The sequence below is a fragment of the Streptomyces diastatochromogenes genome (assembly GCF_002242805.1).
GTDB lineage: Bacteria > Actinomycetota > Actinomycetes > Streptomycetales > Streptomycetaceae > Streptomyces > Streptomyces diastatochromogenes.
In genome coordinates this window covers 170,565-191,429 of sequence record NZ_MCGQ01000017.1, presented here as the reverse complement: position 1 = coordinate 191,429, position 20,865 = coordinate 170,565, and the positions used below count along the sequence as shown (strand labels likewise).

The 20,865-nt window shown below is 70.6% G+C and carries 23 protein-coding genes and 2 pseudogenes; 16 read left to right on the top strand and 9 right to left on the bottom strand.

Annotated elements, in window-relative coordinates; translation table 11 throughout:
* Positions 1-444: LytR C-terminal domain-containing protein (locus BEK98_RS22510; protein ID WP_143684144.1), on the top strand; the 444-nt coding region annotated here is incomplete at its 5' end.
* Positions 445-503: 59 nt separating this feature from the next.
* Positions 504-674: pseudogene (tatA, locus tag BEK98_RS22505) on the top strand (Sec-independent protein translocase subunit TatA); the annotation flags it as partial.
* A gap of 28 nt (positions 675-702) precedes the next feature.
* Here the strand turns inward: tatA and BEK98_RS22500 are convergent.
* On the bottom strand, positions 703-933 hold the full coding sequence (locus tag BEK98_RS22500) for a hypothetical protein (RefSeq protein WP_094218431.1): 231 nt from the start codon (positions 931-933) through the stop codon (positions 703-705).
* A gap of 191 nt (positions 934-1,124) precedes the next feature.
* Between BEK98_RS22500 and BEK98_RS22495 the strand changes: the two genes are divergently transcribed.
* The 8 genes from BEK98_RS22495 to BEK98_RS22460 all read left to right on the top strand — a co-directional run bounded on the left by BEK98_RS22495 (position 1,125) and on the right by BEK98_RS22460 (position 9,058).
* Complete coding sequence (locus BEK98_RS22495) at positions 1,125-1,874, top strand: hypothetical protein (protein WP_094218430.1); 750 nt, start codon at positions 1,125-1,127, stop codon at positions 1,872-1,874.
* A 196-nt stretch (positions 1,875-2,070) separates the two neighbouring features.
* Complete coding sequence (locus BEK98_RS22490; protein ID WP_425276620.1) at positions 2,071-2,745, top strand: sigma-70 family RNA polymerase sigma factor; 675 nt, start codon at positions 2,071-2,073, stop codon at positions 2,743-2,745.
* Positions 2,746-2,841: 96 nt separating this feature from the next.
* Complete coding sequence (locus BEK98_RS22485) at positions 2,842-3,456, top strand: hypothetical protein (protein ID WP_244201930.1); 615 nt, start codon at positions 2,842-2,844, stop codon at positions 3,454-3,456.
* Positions 3,457-3,495: 39 nt separating this feature from the next.
* A complete protein-coding gene (locus BEK98_RS22480; protein WP_094218429.1) occupies positions 3,496-4,257 on the top strand; it encodes a YcnI family protein in 762 nt (253 codons plus the stop codon).
* A 155-nt stretch (positions 4,258-4,412) separates the two neighbouring features.
* Positions 4,413-4,661, top strand: coding sequence for a hypothetical protein (locus BEK98_RS22475; protein WP_094218428.1), 249 nt, complete (start codon positions 4,413-4,415; stop codon positions 4,659-4,661).
* 23 nt (positions 4,662-4,684) lie between these two features.
* Positions 4,685-6,925 carry a heavy metal translocating P-type ATPase gene (locus BEK98_RS22470; RefSeq protein WP_167444230.1) on the top strand — a complete coding sequence of 747 codons (2,241 nt, stop codon included), beginning with the start codon at positions 4,685-4,687 and terminating at the stop codon, positions 6,923-6,925.
* A gap of 120 nt (positions 6,926-7,045) precedes the next feature.
* A complete protein-coding gene (locus tag BEK98_RS22465) occupies positions 7,046-7,570 on the top strand; it encodes a copper chaperone PCu(A)C (RefSeq protein WP_094218426.1) in 525 nt (174 codons plus the stop codon).
* Positions 7,571-7,708: 138 nt separating this feature from the next.
* A complete protein-coding gene (locus tag BEK98_RS22460; RefSeq protein WP_208643193.1) occupies positions 7,709-9,058 on the top strand; it encodes a COG1361 family protein in 1,350 nt (449 codons plus the stop codon).
* 71 nt (positions 9,059-9,129) lie between these two features.
* Here the strand turns inward: BEK98_RS22460 and BEK98_RS22455 are convergent, their stop codons facing one another.
* The 5 genes from BEK98_RS22455 to BEK98_RS22435 all read right to left on the bottom strand — a co-directional run bounded on the left by BEK98_RS22455 (position 9,130) and on the right by BEK98_RS22435 (position 12,750).
* Positions 9,130-9,738 (bottom strand): hypothetical protein, encoded by a 609-nt coding sequence (locus BEK98_RS22455; protein WP_094218424.1) that lies wholly within the window; start codon positions 9,736-9,738, stop codon positions 9,130-9,132.
* 222 nt (positions 9,739-9,960) lie between these two features.
* A complete protein-coding gene (locus tag BEK98_RS22450) occupies positions 9,961-10,938 on the bottom strand; it encodes an alpha/beta hydrolase (protein ID WP_483027327.1) in 978 nt (325 codons plus the stop codon).
* Positions 10,935-11,969 (bottom strand): zinc-binding dehydrogenase, encoded by a 1,035-nt coding sequence (locus BEK98_RS22445; protein ID WP_094218422.1) that lies wholly within the window; start codon positions 11,967-11,969, stop codon positions 10,935-10,937. The genes BEK98_RS22450 and BEK98_RS22445 overlap by 4 nt, the downstream gene beginning before the upstream one ends.
* Positions 11,970-12,094: 125 nt before the next feature.
* Positions 12,095-12,415, bottom strand: coding sequence for a cupin domain-containing protein (locus BEK98_RS22440; RefSeq protein ID WP_341868979.1), 321 nt, complete (start codon positions 12,413-12,415; stop codon positions 12,095-12,097).
* A gap of 14 nt (positions 12,416-12,429) precedes the next feature.
* Positions 12,430-12,750: a carboxymuconolactone decarboxylase family protein gene (locus tag BEK98_RS22435; protein WP_094218421.1), complete on the bottom strand. Its 321-nt coding sequence runs from the start codon at positions 12,748-12,750 to the stop codon at positions 12,430-12,432.
* Here BEK98_RS22435 and BEK98_RS22430 point away from each other — a divergent pair.
* The 3 genes from BEK98_RS22430 (at position 12,749) to BEK98_RS22420 (ending at position 14,944) form a co-directional block, all read left to right on the top strand.
* The gene (locus BEK98_RS22430; protein ID WP_094218420.1) at positions 12,749-13,657 is read left to right on the top strand and encodes a helix-turn-helix transcriptional regulator; all 909 of its coding nucleotides are present in this window, start codon (positions 12,749-12,751) and stop codon (positions 13,655-13,657) included. The two genes, BEK98_RS22435 and BEK98_RS22430, sit on opposite strands and share 2 nt — an antisense overlap.
* 483 nt (positions 13,658-14,140) lie before the next feature.
* Entirely contained in the window at positions 14,141-14,416 is a 276-nt protein-coding gene (locus BEK98_RS22425; protein WP_094218419.1) for a hypothetical protein, read from the top strand.
* A 321-nt stretch (positions 14,417-14,737) separates the two neighbouring features.
* Positions 14,738-14,944 (top strand): hypothetical protein, encoded by a 207-nt coding sequence (locus BEK98_RS22420; protein ID WP_094218418.1) that lies wholly within the window; start codon positions 14,738-14,740, stop codon positions 14,942-14,944.
* A 174-nt stretch (positions 14,945-15,118) separates the two neighbouring features.
* Here the strand turns inward: BEK98_RS22420 and BEK98_RS22415 are convergent.
* From BEK98_RS22415 to BEK98_RS22405, 3 genes and pseudogenes are all read right to left on the bottom strand, one after another.
* Positions 15,119-15,277 (bottom strand): annotated as a pseudogene (locus tag BEK98_RS22415) (UTRA domain-containing protein); the annotation flags it as partial.
* A gap of 86 nt (positions 15,278-15,363) precedes the next feature.
* Entirely contained in the window at positions 15,364-15,558 is a 195-nt protein-coding gene (locus BEK98_RS22410) for a hypothetical protein (RefSeq protein ID WP_094218417.1), read from the bottom strand.
* Between the two features lie 753 nt (positions 15,559-16,311).
* Positions 16,312-16,725, bottom strand: a complete 414-nt coding sequence (locus tag BEK98_RS22405; RefSeq protein WP_094218416.1) for an Imm10 family immunity protein — start codon at positions 16,723-16,725, stop codon at positions 16,312-16,314.
* A gap of 621 nt (positions 16,726-17,346) precedes the next feature.
* Here BEK98_RS22405 and BEK98_RS22400 point away from each other — a divergent pair.
* The 3 genes from BEK98_RS22400 (at position 17,347) to BEK98_RS22385 (ending at position 20,826) form a co-directional block, all read left to right on the top strand.
* Positions 17,347-17,595 carry an SCO4226 family nickel-binding protein gene (locus BEK98_RS22400; protein WP_067003621.1) on the top strand — a complete coding sequence of 83 codons (249 nt, stop codon included), beginning with the start codon at positions 17,347-17,349 and terminating at the stop codon, positions 17,593-17,595.
* Between the two features lie 1,660 nt (positions 17,596-19,255).
* The gene (locus tag BEK98_RS22390) at positions 19,256-19,861 is read left to right on the top strand and encodes an RNA polymerase sigma factor (protein ID WP_094218414.1); all 606 of its coding nucleotides are present in this window, start codon (positions 19,256-19,258) and stop codon (positions 19,859-19,861) included.
* Positions 19,862-19,863: 2 nt separating this feature from the next.
* Positions 19,864-20,826 carry a CU044_5270 family protein gene (locus BEK98_RS22385; protein WP_094218413.1) on the top strand — a complete coding sequence of 321 codons (963 nt, stop codon included), beginning with the start codon at positions 19,864-19,866 and terminating at the stop codon, positions 20,824-20,826.
* The last annotated feature ends 39 nt before the right edge of the window (positions 20,827-20,865 follow it).

Below are 20,865 nucleotides of genomic sequence, written 5' to 3'. Positions count from 1 at the left end.
GGCACCACGGTCACCGGCCGCGCCTCCGCGATCGCGACCGCGCTCACCGGTCAGGGCTTCAGCCCGGACACGACCACGGCCAACGCGCCCAGCCCCGCGACCACCACCACCCTCACCTACGGCACCGGTGAGAAGGCCCAGGCGCAGACGGTCGCGAAGACACTGGGCCTGTCCGCCGCGCATCTGAAGCAGGGCGCCGGCAGCGGCCTGACCCTGGTGATCGGCAGCGACTGGCCCAGCGGCACCAGCTACAGCGGCGGTACGTCCTCGCCCGCGCCCGCCGACACCGAGGCCGCGGTCTCCAACGCGCACGCCCAGACCGCCGACCAGGCCAAGACCTGCGCCAAGGTCAGCCCCTACAAGACGGTCAGCCTCAACGGTGTCCCCATGACCCCGGCCCAGGCCTACGCGGCGGCCCGCAGCAAGCCCGACTCCGACGCCTGATCCGGCCTCTGGGTTGTACAGTTGCGCAAGGTAGCAATCATCAAGAAGGGGTGGGCGACATGCTGCGCAACGGGCTGGAACCCTGGCACCTGCTGATCGTGGCGATCGTCGTCATCGTGCTGTTCGGCTCCAAGAAGCTCCCCGAGGCCGCCCGCGGGCTCGGCAAGTCGATGCGCATCCTCAAGAGCGAGGCCAAGGCCATGAAGACCGACGACAGCACCGGCGACACGGCACACTGAGGCTCGCTCGCCGCACAGGTCAGGGGCTGGCGACGTCGAAGCCGTACCACAGGGGCTCGCCGTCCACCGTGTAGTTCCGGCGGTAGAGGTACACCGCGTCCGCCCGCACGCCGGTCGACGACGCCTCCATCTGGCAGGGGTACGTCACCTGGATCACGCGCGGCCGGCCGGAGACCTTCATCCGCACTCCGTCCGCGGGCCCTCCGTCGAGCACCGCCGTCTCCCAGCCCGTCGTGTCGGTCGTCTCCATGGGGAACATTTTAGGTGTTGCGCAAGTAAGCGCAGAGGGAAGCGGGGCTTCGGGAGAAGTCGGTCGCGATCGCGGGTGAGTTCCGGCCTGTTGCCGTGGCCTGGATCACAGGGCACGGTGTGAGGGAGCATCAGACCGATTTCCGTACCCACCGGTGACCATGGAAGCGCGGATGCGAGGATGGGGCCGCCATGACTACAGGGTGGTGTTCTCGCACGGTACGGGCCGCGGTGTTCGCGGTCGTCTGCGTGCTGCTCGCCGCCCTGGGCCACATCGTCATGTCGGGAACCGCGGTGCCCTGGTGGGCCCTGGCCGCGGGTGCCGTCGCGACCGGCGCTACGGCCTGGCGGCTGTCCGGCCGGGAACGCGGACCGCTGCTCGTCGTCTCCCTGACGGTGGCCGCCCAGGCCGTACTCCACTCGTCGTTCGCTCTCGCCCAGGCCGTCGTACAGCCGGCACCGTCCGGCGGGGCGTCGGTGGCCCGGCAGTGGCTCACCTACGTCCTGTGCGGCTCGCTGTCGTCGGGGTCGGGATCGGGGTCGGGGTCGATGGGTTCCATGGGATCCATGGGCTCCATGAGTTCGATGGACCACATGGGCGCCATGGACCACATGGGCGCCATGGACCACATGGGGTCCATGGCGCCCCTCGGTCATGACATGGGCGGCATGTCCGCGACCGGCATGCTCGTCGCCCACCTCCTGGCCGCGCTGCTGTGCGGCCTGTGGCTGGCCCACGGCGAACGCGCCGCCTTCCGGATCCTGCGGGCCGTAGCCGGCTGGCTCTTCGCACCGCTGAGCCTGCTGTTCCGCTTGCCCGCGCCGCCGCACCGGCCGCGGGTCCGCGCCCGCCGAGCGAGCTCGGACCGGGCGCCGCGCAGCCTTCTCCTCTCCCACGCGATCACTTCTCGGGGTCCGCCCGCCGGGGTCGCTGTCGCCTGACGACAGCTGGTTCCCCGAGGCACTCCACCCGGAGCCGTCGAGCCGTCGAGCCGCCGGTTTCCCCGCCTCGGGCACCGGCCGCGCGCTCCCGCGCCCGGCCGTCCACCCCGGCACCGGTTCCGCTGTGCCGCCCGCTGCCCTGCGCGCGCGCCGGCCGGACACCGGACACCTGATTCCCGAGAAGGACAGAACCCAGGTGATCACTCCTGCCCTGGCTCCATCGCGCGAACAGTCGAGAACGCACTCGAAAACGGACTCAAGGACGGACTCCAGGACGAACCTGAGGACGGACGCGAGAGAAGAGTCGATCACGGCCTGGGCGCTCGCCGCCCGCAACGGTGACCCCGACGCCGTCGACCACTTCGTACGCGCCCTGCACCGAGACGTCCGCCACTACGTGACGTACCTCGGTGCCGACCCCCAGAGCGCCGACGACCTGACCCAGGACACCTTCCTGCGCGCCCTGGGCAGCCTGCACCGGTTCGAAGGCCGCTCCTCGGCCCGCACCTGGCTGCTCTCCATCGCGCGCCGCGCGGTCGTCGACAGCATCCGCTACCACTCCTCCCGTCCCCGCCTGTCGGACACGGACGACTGGGAGTCGGCCGCCGAACGCACCCAGCCGCGCGACCTGCCCGGCTTCGACGACGGCGTCGCCCTCACCGAACTGCTGGACACGCTCCCCGACGACCGGCGCGAGGCGTTCGTCCTCACCCAGATGGTCGGACTGCCCTACGCGGAGGCGGCCCGCGTCAGCGACTGCCCGGTGGGCACGGTGCGCTCGCGGGTGGCCCGTGCCCGCACCTCGCTGATCGCATGGCTGGACGAGGCCGAACACCTGCCCCCCATGGCCCCCCTGGCCGCCGTGGCCTGACCGGTCGTACGGCGACGGCAACGGCCCGGATCACCGACCGATCCGGGCCCCGACGCGTAAGGAAATTCAGAGATGACCAGGTGGTGCGCGGGCCGCATGGCAGCATCGGATGCCATGAGGGTCTCCCCGGCGGTACGGATGCTGCGCGCGACGGTGTTCGCCGTCCTGTGCGTGCTGCTCGCCGCCGGGGCGCATGTGCTGGCCACGGGCCAGGCGCCGCCGGTGTGGGTGCAGATCGCCGCGGTCGTGCCGGTCCTCGCGGCCGGCTGCCTGCTGGGCGGCCGCGAGCGGTCGCTGGCCGGCATCGGCGGGGGAACCCTGGCCGCCCAGGGCGGGCTGCACCTCGTGTTCCACGCCGCCCAGCCGCACCACCACACCACGATGGCCATGCAGGCCATGCACGGCATGTCGATGAGCCACCCACACGCGCTCACCCCCCACGCCACCGCGGTCCACCTCGGAGCAGCCGCTGTGCTGACCTGGTGGCTGCGACGCGGTGAGGCCGCGCTGTGGTCGCTGCTGCGCTGGGCGATCACGCTCGTGCCGGGGCTCGCCGCCTGGTGGCAGGTGGCCCGGGGCGTGCGCGTCGTACCGGCCGAGGCAGGTCTCGTACGGCAGGCCGCGGACGAGGCGTGGTCGCTGCGGCGGACGCGGCTGCGGTACGCCGTGCACCGGCGCGGACCGCCGGCGGGGATGTCGTACGTCATCTGACCCCGACATCCCTCCTCAGGTACGGAGATCCACTCACCCATGTCCACGACACGCACCCGCACCACCCTGCGCCGCGCCGCGGCCGTCACCGCCCTCGCCGCAGCCGGCGTCCTCGCCGGCGCGGGCATCGCCTCCGCGCACGTCACCGTCCACCCGGAGAGCTACGCCAAGGGCGCCACGGACGGCGTACTGACCTTCCGCGTCCCCAACGAGGAGGACGGCGCGAGCACCACCAAGGTCCAGGTCTTCCTGCCCACCGACCACCCCGTCCTCGGCGTGCTCGTCTCGCCGCAGGACGGCTGGACCGCCAAGGTCACCGACACGAAGCTCAAGACCCCGGTCAAGACCGACGACGGCACCATCACCGACGCGGTCTCCGAGATCACCTGGACCGGCGGCAAGATCGACCCCGGCCACTACGAGGACTTCAACGTCGCCTTCGGTCAACTGCCCGACGACACCGACCAGCTGACCTTCAAGACGCTCCAGACGTACTCCGACGGCAAGACCGTGCGCTGGATCGAGGAGGCCCAGCAGGGCGGGGACGAGCCGGAGAACCCGGCACCGGTCCTCAAGCTCACGGCGAAGGGCGCGGAGAGCGAGGGCGGCGGCGCCTCGACCGCCTCCTCGGCGGCGCCGAACAGCTCGGACAACTCGGGCAGCTCCAAGTCCACCGCGTCCAGCAGTGACTCGACGGCCCGCGGGCTCGGTGCCGCCGGCCTGATCGTGGGCGTGCTGGGCCTGGCCGCGGCGGCTTTCGCCGTGGTGCGGGGCCGCTCCGCGGGATCCCGGGGCGAGTAATCCGGCTTGCCCGGCCGGTGTGTGTGAGGTGCCTGTCTCTCGTGTGACAGGCATCTCACACCTGTTCCGGAACTCGGCCCCCGGCCGGTCCGACCCCTGAATCGGTACGGCGCGATCTGAGCGACGCCGTACGACGTGACCTGGAGACGCGGTTGATGGACGAGTCCCGGCAATCCCTCCCCGCGGGCGCGAGCGCGGCCCTGCGGAAGATGACGCCCCCGCCCGCGCTCTGTGGCTTCCTCCTGCTCCTGGCCCTGATGTTCGCGGTGTCGTACACCGTCGGGTCCGCCGCCGGCCCGGTCGCGCCCGGCATGCACGGCACCGGCACCCCGGGGCAAGGCGGCGGGAGCGGGGACACGGGGGGCGCGGGAGACATGGACATGCACGGGGGAGGCGACCATTGAGCGCCGAACCGGCGACCGTCCTGATGACGACGGATCTGACCGTCGGCGGCATGACCTGCGCGGCCTGTGTGAAGCGCGTGGAGAAGAAGCTCGGCAAGCTGGACGGAGTCACGGCGACCGTCAACCTGGCCACAGGCCGGGCCCGGGTCAGTCACCCGGCGGATGTCAGCCCGGCGGAACTCGTCGCCACAGTCGAGAAGGCCGGCTACACGGCCGCCCTGCCCGAGCCGCCCAAGAAGCAACGGCGAGACGAGGACGAGGCAGGCGAGGAGGGCGAGGAAGCCCGGCAGGAGCGCCACCGACTGCTGGTGACAGCGTTGCTCGCGCTGCCCGTCCTGGTGCTGTCGATGGCGCCCGTCCTGCAGTTCCGCAACTGGCAGTGGCTGTGCTTCGTGCTGGCCGCTCCCGTGGCGGTATGGGGCGCCTGGCCCTTCCACCTGCGTGCGGTACGCGCTCTGCGCCACTCCACGGCGACCATGGACACGCTGGTCTCGCTGGGCGTCGTGGCCTCCTTCTCCTGGTCGACGTACGCGCTCTTCCTAGGCGGAGCCGGCGACCCCGGAATGCGGATGCCGTTCACGCTCGTCCCCACCGCCTCCGACGGCGTGGCGCACATCTACCTCGAAGCGGCCGTAGGGGTACCGCTGTTCGTGCTGGCGGGCCGCTTCCTGGAGGCACGCGGCCGGCGCGGCACCGGGGCGGCCCTGCGCTCGCTGGCCCGGCTCGCCGCCAAGGAGGTGGCCGTACGGGACGGTGCTGCCGAACGGCTCATCCCGCTGGAGGAGTTGCAGGTCGGGCAGGTCTTCGTCGTACGGCCCGGCGAACGGGTCGCCACCGACGGTGAGGTGGTGGAGGGCAGTTCCGCCGTGGATCTGTCCCTGGTCACCGGGGAGAGCGAGCCGGTCGAGGTCGGGCCGGGCTCGGCCGTGGTCGGCGCGGCCGTCAACGCCGGCGGACTGCTGCTCGTACGGGCCACGGCAGTCGGCGCCGACACACAACTCGCCCGTATCACCCGCCTGGTGACCGAGGCCCAGGCCGGCAAGGCACGCGCCCAGCGGCTGGCCGACTCGGTGGCCGGTGTCTTCGTGCCCGTCGTGCTGGCGCTCGCCGTCACGACCCTCGGCTTCTGGCTCGGCGCCGGTGCCGAGCCACAGGCGGCGATCACGGCCTGCGTGGCCGTCCTGGTCGTGGCCTGCCCCTGCGCCCTGGGCCTCGCGACCCCGACCGCGCTGATGGCCGCGACCGGCCGGGGCGCCCAACTGGGCGTCCTGGTCACCGGCCCACAGGCGCTGGAGGGGCTCCAGCACCTCGACGCCGTCGTCCTCGACAAGACCGGCACGCTCACCTCCGGCCACATGAGCGTCGCCCGGGTCACCGCCGTACCGGACGGCCTCGGCCGCGACGCGCTCCTGCGCCTGGCGGGGGCCGTCGAACAGGGCTCGGAACACCCGCTCGGCCGGGCGATCTCCGCACACGCCCGGCGCGAACTGGGCGAGCGGCGACTGCCGGACGTGACCGAGTTCAGCGCCCTGCCGGGACGGGGCGTGCGCGGCCGGGTCGAGGGCCGGCTGATCGAAGTCCTCGCCCCGGACGACGAGTTGCCCGCCACCCTCGCGGACGCCCTGCCGCTGGCCGAAGCCGCCGCCCACACCCCCGTACTGGTCCGCGTGGACGGAGTGACGGAAGCCCTGATCGAGATCGGCGACGTCGTACGCCCCGGCAGCTACCGGGCAGTCGACCGCCTACGACGCCTCGGTGTCCGCCCCGTACTCGCCACCGGCGACCGCGAGGCACCCGCCCGGGCCGTCGCCTCCGCCCTGGGCATCGACGAGGTGCACGCCCGCCGCACACCCGAGGACAAGGCCGCCCTCGTCCGGGACCTGCGCGAACAGGGCTACCGGGTCGCGGTCGTCGGCGACGGCGTGAACGACGCCGCCGCCCTGGCCGGTGCCGACCTGGGCATCGCCATGGGCAGCGGCACGGACGTCGCCATCGGCGCAGCCGACGTCACCCTCGTACGCGGCGACATCGAAGCCCTCGCCGACGCGATCCGCCTCGCCCGCCGCACCCTCGCCACGATCCGCGCCAACCTCCTCTGGGCCTTCGGCTACAACGTCGTCACCGTCCCCCTGGCCATGGTCGGCCTGCTCAACCCGATGCTCGCGGCGGCGGCCATGTCGGCCAGCTCGGTGCTGGTGGTCACGAACAGCCTGCGACTGCGGGCGTGGCAGCCGTCGCGCGGGGCGGGGAGGGGTATCCGATGACGGGTGGCTCTTGGCAGTTTTTGCCCGCCGCCGGGTGGTGCGCCCGCCCGCTGCCGGGAGCGGGTGCCCGATGATCCGCAGCCCTTGGCCGTTTTTGCCCGCCGCCGGGAGGCGCACCCGATGACTGACCAGGCCCTCTGGCGCCCCACCCGCCGCAGGCTCACCGACACCCTGCTCGCCGCGCTCGCGCCCGTCGCCGCAGGCGGCCTCGCACTCGGCGGTCTGAGCATGTGGACCGCGTACGGCAGCGCGGGCAGCCCGGCCCGTATCGCGGTGAGCGAGAGCCGGGTGCTCCTGCCCTACGGCGACAACCGGGACACGGCGGCCTTCTTCCGGATCACCAACAGCGGAGGCTCGGCGGACCGGTTGCTGAAGGTGACGTCCGCCGAGGCGGCCGACGGCGCCCTCACGCTGAGCCGCCACCGCATGACCGGCGCCGGCTCGGCCTCCGCGAAGACGGTGTCCTCGGCCGCCGTCCCGGCCGGCGACAGCCTTGCCATGTCCCCGACCAGCCTCGACGTGATCGTGCCGACGAAGGCGGGCTGGCAGTCCGGTGATCTCGTCGAGTTCACCTTGCACTTCGAGCACAGCGGGGCCGTGAAGACGGTGGCGGTGGTGGTCCGCGCGGGCCAGGACGGAACGTGAGGCCTGCCAGACGTGGAACTGGCGGGAGGACCACGCACCACGCGCCCCCGTACAACCTTCCGACTCGACAGGTCGTCCAACTCGCGCCCGGTGCTGGTCACTGCGCCGGGGTCCCATCTGTCCCATCTGGGGGATGACATGAGTTCTGTCTCCGTCGGGCGTGTGCTGCGTCGCGGAGCCTGTACCGGAGCCGTGGGGGCGTTGATCGTCGCCGGTCTCGGGAGTGGGGTCGCCTTCGCCGACGACGAGGCGCAGACCGATCAGCTGTGGATCCAGGCGCCGTACGAGCAGACGGTCACCGTCGCTCCGGACGCCGGCACGGCCCAGTACCGCTCACTGGCGCTCGGCCTCTACCACGACAACGACAACTTCACCGTGAGCGACGGCCGGCTGACCGTCGACGTCTCCGGCCTCGCCGGCGTCGCGGACGTGTCCTGGCCCGACAACTGCACGCCGAACGACACCGGCACCGTAGCCGTGTGCGACACCGGAGACGTACCGACCCGCTACAGCGCGCAGGTGCAGCTGAAGGTGCGGGCCGCAGCCGACGCCGCCGTGGGAGCACAGGGCGCGATCGAGTACTCGGCCGAGGCCACCGGCGGCCCCGACGGCACGCTCACCGCCCCGCAGGGCTCCGCGGAAACCTTCGTCACCGTCGGCTCCGGCCCCGACCTCGGGATCACCACCCCACAGGACGTCACCGACGTAGCACCCGGCACGAACCTCACCGTCCCGTTCTCCGTCACCAACACCGGCAACGAGACCGCCCACGGCTTCAGCGTGAAGATGTGGGCGACCTACGGCCTCGACGTCGTCACCCGCTACCCGCAGTGCACCTACACCGGGCCGGACGACAGCGGCGAGTACACGCCCATGACGTACGTGACCTGCTCCTTCGACACCGACGTAGCGCCCGGCGCCACCGTCGAGCTCCCGGAACCGCTACGGCTCGCCGTCACCGACCACGCGCTGTACGAACGTTTCGACTACGAGGTCCAGCCCACCGGTGACACCACCGACCTCAACAGCTCGGACAACGGCCGCTCCTGGCACATCTCCGCCGACAACACCGCCGACTTCGCCGTGCGCGGCACCAAGGCGACCGGCGCGGCCGGCGACACCGTCACCGCCGGCTTCCGCTTCGTCAACCGCGGCCCGGCCTGGGTCGCCAACGTCGGCTCCGGCGACCCGGTCGCCGTGATCGACTACTACCTCCCCGAGGGCACCACCGCCACGTCCGTCCCCGACACCTGCCACAACGCCTGGACGTCCGGCGACGACCCCGCCATCGGCCACTACGCCTGCACCCTCCCGCTATGGGCCAAGCCGGACCTGAAGGTCAGCTTCCCCTTCCAGCTCCGCATCGACCGCGTCGTCCCCGACGCGACGGGCCGCGTCGTCGTCCACCCCCACTCCGACACGTCCTCCACCTTCGACCCGAACAGCAAGAACAACTCGGCCAAGGTGGTCATCAACCCGTCCGCCTGACAACGGAGAGAGGGGCGAGCTGCCGGCTCGCCCCTCGGCACAGCAGACACGCCGTCTTCGTGTCGCGGGGCTCAGGAGCCATGAACGCCGTCGGCGCACGAGGCCACCGCCTTGTGCAGGCCGCCGAACCCGGTCTTCAGCGGGCTGAGACGCTCGAGGCTGGAGAGCCGGATGGTTTTCTGATCAGGGCACCGTTCGTCAAGCACACGGGTGGGCAGGACGTGAAAAGTCCACTGGCCGAGGTCCAGCGGGTTGAGGGTCTGCTTGTCCTGGTGGTGCAGGAGGCAGAAGACGTACACGTCTGCGCGACGCAGCACGTCGGCCGAGGTGGTACCAGTCTTGGCGTCCCAGCCGGATGCCGGTGCGATGGAGAACGAGATCTCCGACAGCTGGGACTGCGCCCATGACTGGAGGTAAGCCGCCGACTTCACCTCGACGCGCCACCCTTCAGGCGTGCGGATGTCGACGGTGTCCCATTCGACGCGGGTCGCAGTGGCGGCGCCCAACGCCGTAGCCACGAGGTACTCGGCCAGGACGCCGCGCATGGTGTTGCTGGCCAGGTCGGAGCACGCCCAGCTCCAGAACTCGCCGAGCGTGCCCACGGATTCGCCGTCGGCCCTTATCGGCTCACTTCCGTTGCGGCGCGTGATGACCAGCGCACCAAGATCGACGACGTCCATGCTCTCCCTGGCGCCACGTGCAGCAGAGGATCGCCACGGCGGAGGCGACTCGGATGATCTGATCGTATGGGAGCGCCGGCCCGATCAATGTCACCACCGCGACGACGAAGCTGTCGAGCAAACCCGGGAGCGCCTCCAGCGGCAGGCGAGCCACCGGAACGGCGGCTCCGCCGTGGAAGCAAGTTCGCCTGGTTGCGGCCGGGTCGGCGTCCGCTCGGTCGCTTACAGGTTCTTGGCGAAGAACTCGGTGAGCCTGTCGGCGACCTGCGGGACGTACTCGGGCTTCCAGTACAGGTCGATGTGGCTGGCGCCGTCGAGGACGAGGAGCTCCTTGGGCTCCTTCGCCCTCTCGATGGCGTCCTGGCTCATGTAGAGCGTGTCGGCCTCGGAGCCGGCGATCAGCAGCAGCGGGCGCGGGGAGATCAGCTCGATCCCCTCGAACGGGAAGAACGCCATCTGCTGGCTGAGGCTGGAGAGGGCGAACGCGCCCATGAATCGGGGGTTGGGGTCTATCTCGGAGTAGTACTTGTACCCCTCCTGGTACATCACGGGGATGGTGGACAGGTCGTTCATGTCGAACTTGGGGTTGTCGGCGATCAGGGAGAACATCTCGACCTCCCCGCCGGCCGCCTCGCGCGTGCGGGCCTGGCCCGACCGCTTGAGCAGATCGGTGCGGTACTCCGGCGACTGCTTGCCGAGGGGGCCGACGCCGTCGCGGCGCGCGGAGCCGATGTCGAAGGTGCTCACGCCCGCGACCGCCTTGATCCGCATCTCGGTCTGCGACACGTTGACCGTGTAGCCGCCGCCTGCGCAGATGCCCAGGGCGCCGATGCGGTTCTCGTCCACGTCGGGGTGGATGCTCAGGAAGTCCACCGCGCGGCGGATGTCTTCGACACGCGCTGAGGGAAACTCGGAGAAGTGCGGCTCACCGCCGCTCTCGCCCTGGTACGAGGCGTCGAAGACCAGGGTGATGAAGCCCTGCGCGGCCAGCAGTTCGGCGTAGGTGCTGGAGACCTGCTCCTTGACGGCGCCGAAGGGGTGGGTCACCACGATCGCGGGGTACGTGGTGCCCTGCTCGAAGCCGGCGGGCTTGAACAGGTTGCCGACCACCGTGTTGCCCTTGTTCTGGAAAGTGACTTGTTCCATGGCCGTGTCCTTGCTGTGCGGAGTGGTGGTGTGGTGCGGGGTCGCCCTGGTCAGGGGCGGATGAGGACCTTGAGGGCCTCGCGGTCGTTCATCAGGCGGTAGCCCTCGGCAACGTCGTCCAGGGCCACGGTGCGGTCGAAGACGCGGCCGGGGTGGATGTCGCCGTTCAGGATGTGCGGCATGAGTTCCTCGATGTAGGCGCGGGAGGGGGCGACGCCGCCGGTGAGGGTGATGTTGCGCAGGAACTCGGGGAACCCGAAAGGCACTTCGGGATACTGCGGGGCGCCGACACGGCTGATCACGCCGCCGTCGCGGACCACGCCCGTGGCCTGCACGAGGGCGTTCTTGAGGCCGACGCATTCCAGCACCCGGTCGGTGCCGGTGCCGCCGGTCAGCTCGCGCACGGCGGCGACGCCGTCCTGGCCGCGTCCGGCGACCACGTCGGTGGCGCCGAACTCGCGCCCGAGGTCGGTGCGCTTCGTGTGGCGGCCCATGAGGATGATCCGCTCGGCACCGAGCAGCTTCGCGGAGATGACCGCGGACAGGCCGACTGCGCCGTCGCCGATGACGGTGACGCTGTCCCCGGCCTTCACTCCGGCGGTGCGGGCGGCGTGGTAGCCGGTGCACAGCACGTCGGAGAGGGTCAGCAGGTCGGGCAGCAGCTCGGAGTCCTCACCGACCGGGAGCTTGACCAGGGTGCCGTCGGCAAAGGGGATGCGGGCGGCCTCGCCCTGGCCGCCGTCGACACCGCCGACCCCCCACGGGCCGCCGTGGGCGCAGGAGGTCGTCAGGCCGCGGCGGCAGTTGTCACAAGTGCCGTCCGAGTAGGTGAACGGGACCACGACCAAGTCGCCGGGCTTGAAGCTCTTCACCTCGGTGCCGGTCTCCTCGACCACGCCGATGAACTCGTGGCCCATCTGGCGCGGGGTGTCGGTGAGCGGCTGGGACTTGTAGGGCCACAGGTCGCTGCCGCAGACGCAGCCGGTCACGATGCGGATGACCGCGTCGGTGGGCTGCTGGATCCTGGGGTCGGCGACGTCCTCGACGCGGACGTCGCCGGCCTGGAAAAGCAATGTTGCGCGCATGGGGGTGCCTGTCCTTCGGTGCTTTCGGGGTGATCAGCGGGTGGGGGTGCGCGGCGCCCGGTAGGTGTCGTCGGTGACCTGCTCGGCCCATTCGGTCTGCGGGGCGTCGCTGGTGTCGCCCTCCATCAGGACCAGGTGGGCCATGAAGCGGTCGGGGCGGCGCCGTGCCAGTGCTTCTCGCCCGGCGCGGTACAGACGGTGTCGCCGGGGCGGGCCTCGGTGACCGTGCCGTCGCGGCTGCCCAGCAGGGCGATGCCCCCGACGATGTGCAAGGTCCAGCCCAAGCGGTGCGCATGCCAGTGGGAACGGGCGCCGGGGGCGAACCGGACGATCGCCAGGCGGGCCCGGTCGGGTGCTGCGTCGGCGTAGATCCCGTCGCCCCACACGTCCCCGGTGAACGTGGCGGCCAGACCCTTCGCGGTGGGCGGTCGGTGGGAGTTTTCCATGGTTCCTCGTCTACTCAGAGGCGGTGGCCGCCTCGCTCCCCGGTGATCGCCTTCAGCTGGGTCATCGCGGACATCGCGTTGGGCCACCCGGAGTAGAACGCCAGGTGCGTGATCGCGGCGACCAGCTCGTCCTTGCCCAGGCCGTTGGCCAACGCCAGGCGCAGGTGCGAGTTCAGCTGTTCGGGGCGGTGGAGCGCGGTGAGGGCCGCTCCAAACCGTGCCGGGTGCGGCGGCCACGCGGCAGGGCGAGCTGTTCCGGGGAGCGCGAAGGGGGGTGTGGCGCGACCCCCCTCGCCTGCCGCAAGCGCGCTGCGCGCGGACCACACTGGTGCCATGGCACCCGAACGTCAGCAGCAGAATGGCGGCGGTACGGAACTGGGGCGGTTCCTGCGAGCCCGGCGCACCCAGATCACCCCGGCCGAGGTCGGCTTCACCCCCGGGACCGGTGTGCGCCGCACCCCCGGGCTGCGCCGCGAGGAGGTCGCCGCGCTGGCCGGGGTGAGCATCGACTACTACACCAGGCTGGAACGCGGCCGGGAGACCCGCCCCAGCCTGGCCGTCGTCGAGGCCCTCGCACGCGCACTCAAACTGGACGAGGACGAACAGCGCCACCTGCGCGACCTCGCCATCCGCGCCGCCCACCACCCGCCGGTGCCCCCGGCCGCCCCCAGCCGCACCGTGAGCCCCAAGGTCAAGCTACTGCTGGAGAACCTGCGGCCGAGTCCGGCCTACGTCACCAGCCGCACCCTGGACCTGCTCGCCGCCAACCCGGGCGCGCTCGCGCTGTACGCCGGCATCGAGGAGTGGCCCCTGCGGCAGCGCAACCTTGCCCGCTACCTCTTCCTCCACCCCCAGGCCCGGGACCTGTACGCCGACTGGAGCACCCAGATCCGCGGCTGCGTCGCCCGCCTCCGCGCCCTGGCCGGCACTGACCCCGACGCCCCCGACCTGGCCAACCTCATCGGCGAACTCCTCTTGAAGAGCCCCGACTTCGCCAAACTCTGGGACCGCTACGACGTCGCCCGAGCCGGCCACGCCCAGAAGCCGAAGACCTTCCACCACCCCCAGGTCGGCGAGATCACCCTCGCCTTCCAGGGCATGCAACTCGAAGGCACCCCCGGCCACCGCCTGGGCATCTACGTCGCCGAACCCGGCACCCCCGACCACGACGCCATGATCCTGCTCGACATGGCCGCACCCCACGCCGGCGCACATCCCGCCGCCGGAAAGGCCCGCACCTAGACAGGGCCATCCCGGAGCGTCGTCAAGCAGTGGCGGCCCAGCACCTCGCGGGGAAGCGAAGGCCGGGCCTCGCCGGCCGAGCCGCGCCCGGCGGTGTGCAGGGGACAGGCCGGGCGGGACGCCGGGCCGTCCGATCCACCTGGTCGGCCGGACGGGTCGGCTACCGGGCTTCACGCAATCGCAGTTACTCAGCGCGGCCGCCCCCCGGATGCCCAGGACGGGCGGGGGAGAGGATGCGACGCTGGAGTGAGGGGCCCTCGAGTGGAGGTCCGAGTGCGTCTCATCCGGTCCGGGGCCCTCTCCTTCGTCCCGGCGACCATGTCCCGGTGCGGCTCAATGGAGGCGACGCAGAATCGTGCGGTCAGTCTGTGAGCCCGCCGACCGGGGGCACCACTCACCGAGCGTCGCCAGGCGGCCTTACCGCGTAGATCCGGCCCGCCTGGACCAGGACCGCGCGACCAACCCGGAAGGCAGGTGCGTCCCATGCGCACGTCGACCCGTATCGCCGGTGCCCTCACCGGCCTGACCCTCACTCTCGGCGGTGCGGTCCTCGCCGCTCCCGCGGTCCGGGCGGACATCCCCGCCTGCACACAGATGGCCGAACTGGCCGGTGCCACCGCTTCCGACTCCGTCACAGCGGCCTGCGGCCGTGGCGTGGTCGGAGACCTGCAGGGTTGTGTGACCGGGCTGACCGGGGCCGGAGTGGCGAGCGGCGCCGCGACCGCTGCCTGCCGGGCGGCGGCCCACGAACCGCGTTAGAGGACCGCGCGGGGCAGCCGCCCGCCGGCACCGGTCGGAGGCAGGTACGGCCCGTCTCCTCCTCAACCCCCGGCAGTCTCGACGCCAAGGACATCGACGTCGCCCCGCTCCTACCGACGCGCACGCGGCGTACCGATGCGGCCGGTCGAGGTCGGCGACGTCATGCCTCTCCGGGGCCGGGCAGTCACCGCCCGGGCGCGGCGCTCAGCCTCGCGTCGCAGGCCTCATGCGGAGCGCCCATGCTGAGTGAGAGGGCGCCGTCGTCTTGAGACTTGTCCTTCCCGAAGGCCGAACGAAGGCGCCTGAGAGAAGGAGGAAGTCATGCGCATGCGAAGAATCCTGAGCCTCGCCCTGGCCGCGGCAACCCTTGCCGGCGTGAGCGCCGTCGGCGCTGTCAGCGCCGGGGCCGCCTCGTCTCCGAACATCTCCAGAGACGACTGCACGGCCGCCGGCGGACAGATCGTTTCACGCCCCTACGCCGGCGAAGCCTGCGCGCTGCCTGACGGGACCACGCAGGCGATCACCTGACCGATCGGCGCACGGCTGGGCAACCAGTCCGGCCGGTGCACCCGGCGCGGTGGGTAGGGAGTGACGGCACCCGGTCCACCGTCGGCTGGATCGCCCGCGCCCGACCGCGGCACTCGCGATGGCGGACGCCGGCCGTCTCGAAGCCAAGGCCGTCACCGCTTCGCCCGCCCGCCGACGGTTGATCGGGATCTCATGGACGATCTCGCCATGAGCGACGGGCACCACGATGTCCGCCGTCTCCACGGGCCGCCCCTGGTCGCTGTAGTACGTCCGCCGGATGTGCGTGACGAGCGCGGCCTTTTGGATGCCGAGCAGTGACGCCTCCTCGGCAGTCGGATCGGCACAGTCCCTGCGACTCTCCCGGCTACTCTCGCGCGGGAGCGCCCCGCGGCGCGTGGCTGCGGGGCGCCTTGTGGGGTTTAGTCGATCTTCTCCCCGTCGTACATACCGCCCTTGCAGGTGTTGTCCGTCAGATCGGCCGTTCCGCCGCCCTGCGTGCACTGAGAAGGGGTGACGTAGGACGGCGCACCCTGTGCGGTGGCGGCGCCTGTGAGGCCGAGTCCGGCGAGGGCTGCCGTGGCGATGACGGCGGCGAGGATTCGTCGAATGCGCATGTGGTTCGCCTTTCACGGATTTCCTCGGTTGGGGCACTAGCCAGCTTGATCTTCACCCATGTGGGTGGCACGTCATGTTGGGCCATTCGGGTGACAGTGCTGTCGGGTGCGGGGTCGGTGACGCGACCCGTCGGACAGGCCCTAGAAATCTTCGGCAGCGATCGGCAGCGGTCGTAGCCACTCAGGATCGACAGTCACGCAGTCAGACACGCAAACGCTCAGAGCCCGGTGGGTAAATTTACCCACCGGGCTCTGACCTGGTACTTCTCTGTCGGGGTGGCGGGATTTGAACCCACGACCTCTTCGTCCCGAATAATGTGCGGAAAGGTCGCCAGCCAGCAGTTCTTGACTCCTGTGCAGGTCAGGGCGTCGGTACGAGTTGGTTCCGGTGGGCGGCGATCCGTACGGCTTCCTTGATCCACTCCCCGCTCACTCCCCAGGGCTGACCCGTTAGGGCGACGCAGGCTGAGGCGCCTAGAACGGCCCCCGCCGCGAACTGTGAGGCCATTCGACATCGTGCCCGGCACGCGCTTGCAGGGGATATGAGCCTCCAACTCGTGAGTAGTTGCCCCCACACGCTTTCCAAGTCTGTTGCTGGTCCAGCGGGCCTCGTACCGGAGGGTTCACCTGCGTTCATGCCCGTCCAGGCGTTCAGTGCGAGCTCGTGGCCGGACCCTCCTGAACGGTGATGACCGCCGCTGAATGAGACGGAAACTGAGACGGACGGGCGCTGGGGTTGCTGTGCTGCACTCGCTACAACTTGATCAGTTTGGGGCGGGCATCCGGACGCCCGTACGCCAGGATGCGCGGGAGCACTTCGCGCATACGCGCCACATCCGCTGCCGGCGCCCGAAGCAAGGTTTCGATGACGGAATCGGTCAAGCCAAGGCTGTCCAAGGATGAAGGGTCGAGCGTCACTCGCAGCACATCGCCGTCCAGCTCTACTTCACGTACGCAGCCGTAGGCGGTGCCCTGGTCGGGCGTGACGAGACAGTGTGTGTCCATGCCCAGGGATACTTCCTGCGAGTCGGGCTCGTCGAAGTCACACATGAACAACAAGGAGAACGCCTCCTCGCCGTTCGACTCGGCCACACCCGCCATCACGCAGTCATCTTGGTCCTGATCGTCGTACCCGCAAGCGATCCTCGCCGTAAACCTGTACGTCATGCAGGTGTTCTAGCACTCGGGGCTGACAGGACCGGTCATGTCTCGGTGCACCTCAATGAACGAGCCAAGGTAAGGGCGGTGCACCCCTGGGCCAGGTGCACCGCCCACGCTGGCTGCCCACTTGATGCTGTGGCCTCATCCTTATCAGGTCGATCACGGGGCGTCGGAGACGTCGATCAACTCGCGCTGAGCCTCGGCTGATCGTCCGCTCGGGTTCGGCGCCGACCGCTCATGTACGCGCCTGTTGGTGTCAGCCGCTGATGTCAGCCACGGCACGTGGTCTTGACAGATGCGCCCCATCTTGCCCGACGGCTGGTCCCCGGCGGAAACCCGTATGGTCGGTGGCCGATGACCTGGGGTTTCACCGTTGGGGGCCGTAGCTCGACTGTCACTGGCGGTCGTCGTTGGTCGACCTTGGGGGCCTCGGACGGCCCAGAGACGGCCCGGCCGTGAAGCTCACAGCCGACGTCAAACAGCGGAGGCAGCCCACTGCGGCCTGATGCGTGCCAGCCCGTGCGGTCGCCGCCACGGTCGTACGGGCACAGGATGGAGATGATGGCCGGCAAGCGGGTTGGCCAGTCGCAACGCCGGGCCGCGGAAGTCGGAAGGAGGTGCGACGCCATGCCCCAGTTCATGGACATCCACCACGGGATGAAGGACATCACGACCGACCAGCTGAGGGAGGCCTACCAGGATAACGTCGCCATCGAAGGGGAAGAAGGCGTCCACTTCGAGAGGGCCTGGGCGGACCCGGAGTCCGGCACGGTCTACTGCCTCTCCGAGGCTCCCTCGGCCGAAGCGGTCAAACGCATTCACGAACGCACAGGTCACCCGGCCGACGAGATCCACCCTGTCCCCCTCACCGTGTGAACAAAGCCCCCACCCGCGGAAAACCGCAGTCGGGAACGTACTTTCCTAACCCACCACTCAGCCCGGCTCCCATCCCGTCCGCCGTCGATCCACACACCGTGGAGCGGGCGTGGCTCATGGCGTCCAGGTGGAGCGCGCCACTGTACGAACGACCTGGACGCCATGAGCCGCGTCTGCTCGGCTCTGCCTGGGTCGATGGTGGACGCGATGGGAGCACCCCACGCACGCCACTACGGACCCGCAGTCGCGAACGGCGCCCCCCTCCATCCCGGTGCCGGCCGATCCCCCGCCGGAGGCATCGTCTTGACCGTGAGCCGCGCTCCGCGGCGCTCGACTCATGGCCACCGGCCCTATCCACATGTGGGCGCGCGTCGGCGCAGCGCGGGCGGAGCGGGCCGAAGGCAGGAGCGTCGCCCGGAGCGGAGCCGGGAAGCGCGCCCGGCGGAGCGGAGCGCAGCCGGGGCTTGATGAGGTAGAGAAACCTGGAGCTCGAGGCGGGCGGCTTCGTGTGGTCACCCCGCCCACGCGAGGTCGTATACCTCGATCCCGTGTGCGACGCGACGAACGCCACCCAGGTCCGGTCCCGGCCATTGAGAGCCCCCACCGCACTCAGTGGGCGGGGACTCCATTGCGGTGGGCCATCGGACGGAACTACGCATTACGAGTTGTGCGATCTTGGTCCGCCGGTGTCCGCGGATGTCTGCGAAACGGCCTCCACGCCTGATCACACGGGGTTTCGGACCCTGGCGGACGGTGGCGGGCGTTCACGGAACGAGCGACGATCGAGACCGCAACTGAGACCGTCCCCAACCTCGAAGGCTCTGGGGGATCGCATCCGCCAGACGAGCGGAGGACCAACTGCCATCATCGGCTGATGGAGTACTTCACTCTCGCTGCGAAGCCATCCGGGCATGACGCCACCACCGTCGAATCCGCCCTCCGCCGAGCCTGGAACGCGTGCGCTGAGGAGGCCTGCTCCAAGTGCGGCGTCCCGCCTTGGCAGTACTGCCGCAACCGGATCAGCGGTGGCGCCTGGTACGTGACCCGTTTCCACCGACCCCGACAGGACGCGGCAGGTGCGCCCGGAATTCTGGCTCCGGTGGGGGTCAACGGGCTCAGCTGGGCTAAAGGTACAGGCCGATTCGTATGGGATGACCGGCGTGTTCCGGCGGCGTGACTGGTCCCCTGGTCAAACGGCGAACATGCCGGCCGGGACCATGTGGCTGGGGCCGGGGTCGAACCGACGACCTCTTCGTCCCGAAGTAGGACCTGGAAGATCGTTTGCCTGTGCTCTAGGTCAAATATGCTGGTCAAGGCGTTGGAGAGCATCGGTTTCCGTCGGTGCCTCAGAGGTTCCGGCGCAAGATCATCTCCAGGATTTCTCCAAGGCATCGCACACGCTCACTGCGTACGGTGCAGTAGCCGGCGTGTGGCCTGGTCCGCAGATCCGTGGCCCGCTGGCAGCACCGCACGCCTCGGTGCGAGGCACCGTGAGCCTCGGAGGTTGGGCCCCTCCGTGCGGGAGGTGCTGAAGCGGGTGATTCCCTGATCACCCGCGTGTTCACCGGTCGAGCGACGACTTCCGGAAAACCGTGAACTCTTCGATGCCCATCGGGGAACAGGAGGTGACACGCACTTACCGACGAATCAGGGGAGCCTTGTGAGCGGACCACCGCCGTCCACGGTACGGACGGAGGACGACGCGGAGATAGTCGCGCAGTCGCTGGAGCAGCCGGAGCTGTTCGCCCTGCTCTACGACCGCTACGCCCCCGACATCCACCGCTACGCGGCTCGCCGCCTGGGCGACACCGCTGCCGACGACATCACCGCCGACACCTTCCTGGTCGCGTTCCGGATCCGGTCCCGCTACGACCGTATGCGCCCCAACGCGCGTCCCTGGCTGTACGGCATCGCCGGAAACCTCATCGGCAAGCAGCGCCGCGCCGAGGTACGGGCGCTCAGGGCACTCGCCCGCACCGGCCACGACCCGGTCGCCGCGTCCTGGGGCGAGTCCTGGGTCGAGGACACCGACAGCCGGATCGCGGCGCAGGGCCCCCTGGCTGGCGCCCTCGCCGGGCTGTCGGCGCCCGACCGGCACGTCCTGCTGCTCGTCGCCTGGGCCGAACTCACGTACCAGGAGGTCGCGGAGGCGTTGGACATACCGGTCGGCACGGTTCGCTCGCGGCTCAACCGGGCGCGACGCAAGGTACGTACGGCGCTGGGCGCCGATCCCGCATTCGTGACCGACGCGGCGGAGGTGGCGTAACGATGGACGAGATGACCGAGGTGCGCGAGCTGCGCGCCCACGCACCGGTGCCCGACCGGGCCCGGCTCGCGCCGGGACGGGCGCGGCTCACCGAGGCCGCGCGGGCCAGGGAGCTGCGCCGCGCGTTGTGGCGACGGCGGGAGTTCGTGATCGTCGCGGTCGTGGCCGCGGTGACCGCCGTCGCCGTCACCGCCACCCTGCTGGTGGGCGGGAAGGGCACGGGGCGCAAGGTGCAGCCCGCGGCCACGCCGAGCGTGCGCTTCAAGGGGGTGAGCGCGGCCGAGTTCCTGCGGCAGGCCGCCGACGCGGTCGAGGCACAGCCGGACGGCGCCGTTCCGACGGCGAAGCAGTGGATCTACACCAAGGCGGCGCAGGAGCCTGAGGACAAGTCCCACAGCTTCCTGGGCGAGCAGGAGAGCTGGATCCGGTACGACGGCTCCGCCAGGGCCTCCCGGATGCGGGACGAGCCGCTCGATATCACCAAGATGCACCTGGAGAACGGTGGCGAGGGTGATGACCGCTCGCCGCGTGAGATGTACCGGGTCCTCGTCGCCCTGCCGGCCGACGGCGAGGGGACGCTGAAGGCGCTCCGTGAGCAGAACGCCATCGCCGACAGCAAGGCAGTCTCCCAGGCACGCAACGACTACGTCGAGATCAGCGTCCTGCTGTCGGCCGACGTGATGCCGGCCAAGGGCCTGGCCTCTCTCTACCGCGCCCTCGCGCTCGTGCCGGGAGGGAAGGTCACCGGCCACCTCGTCGAGACCGCCGCCGGACGCCGGGCGATCGCCCTGGACTACGGCCGCGAGGCCAACCCCAAGACCGGTGAGTCGATGCATGACCAGTGGCTGATCGACCCGCGGACCTACCGGCTCGTCGGCATGCGGCTGGTCGTCGGCGGCAAGGTCCGCGGCGGCAACTCGGTCGTCACGACGGCCGTGGTGGACAAGGCGGGCGAGACCAGCTGACCGACCACGATTCAGGGCGGCCCGCACCACGGGGGCGGG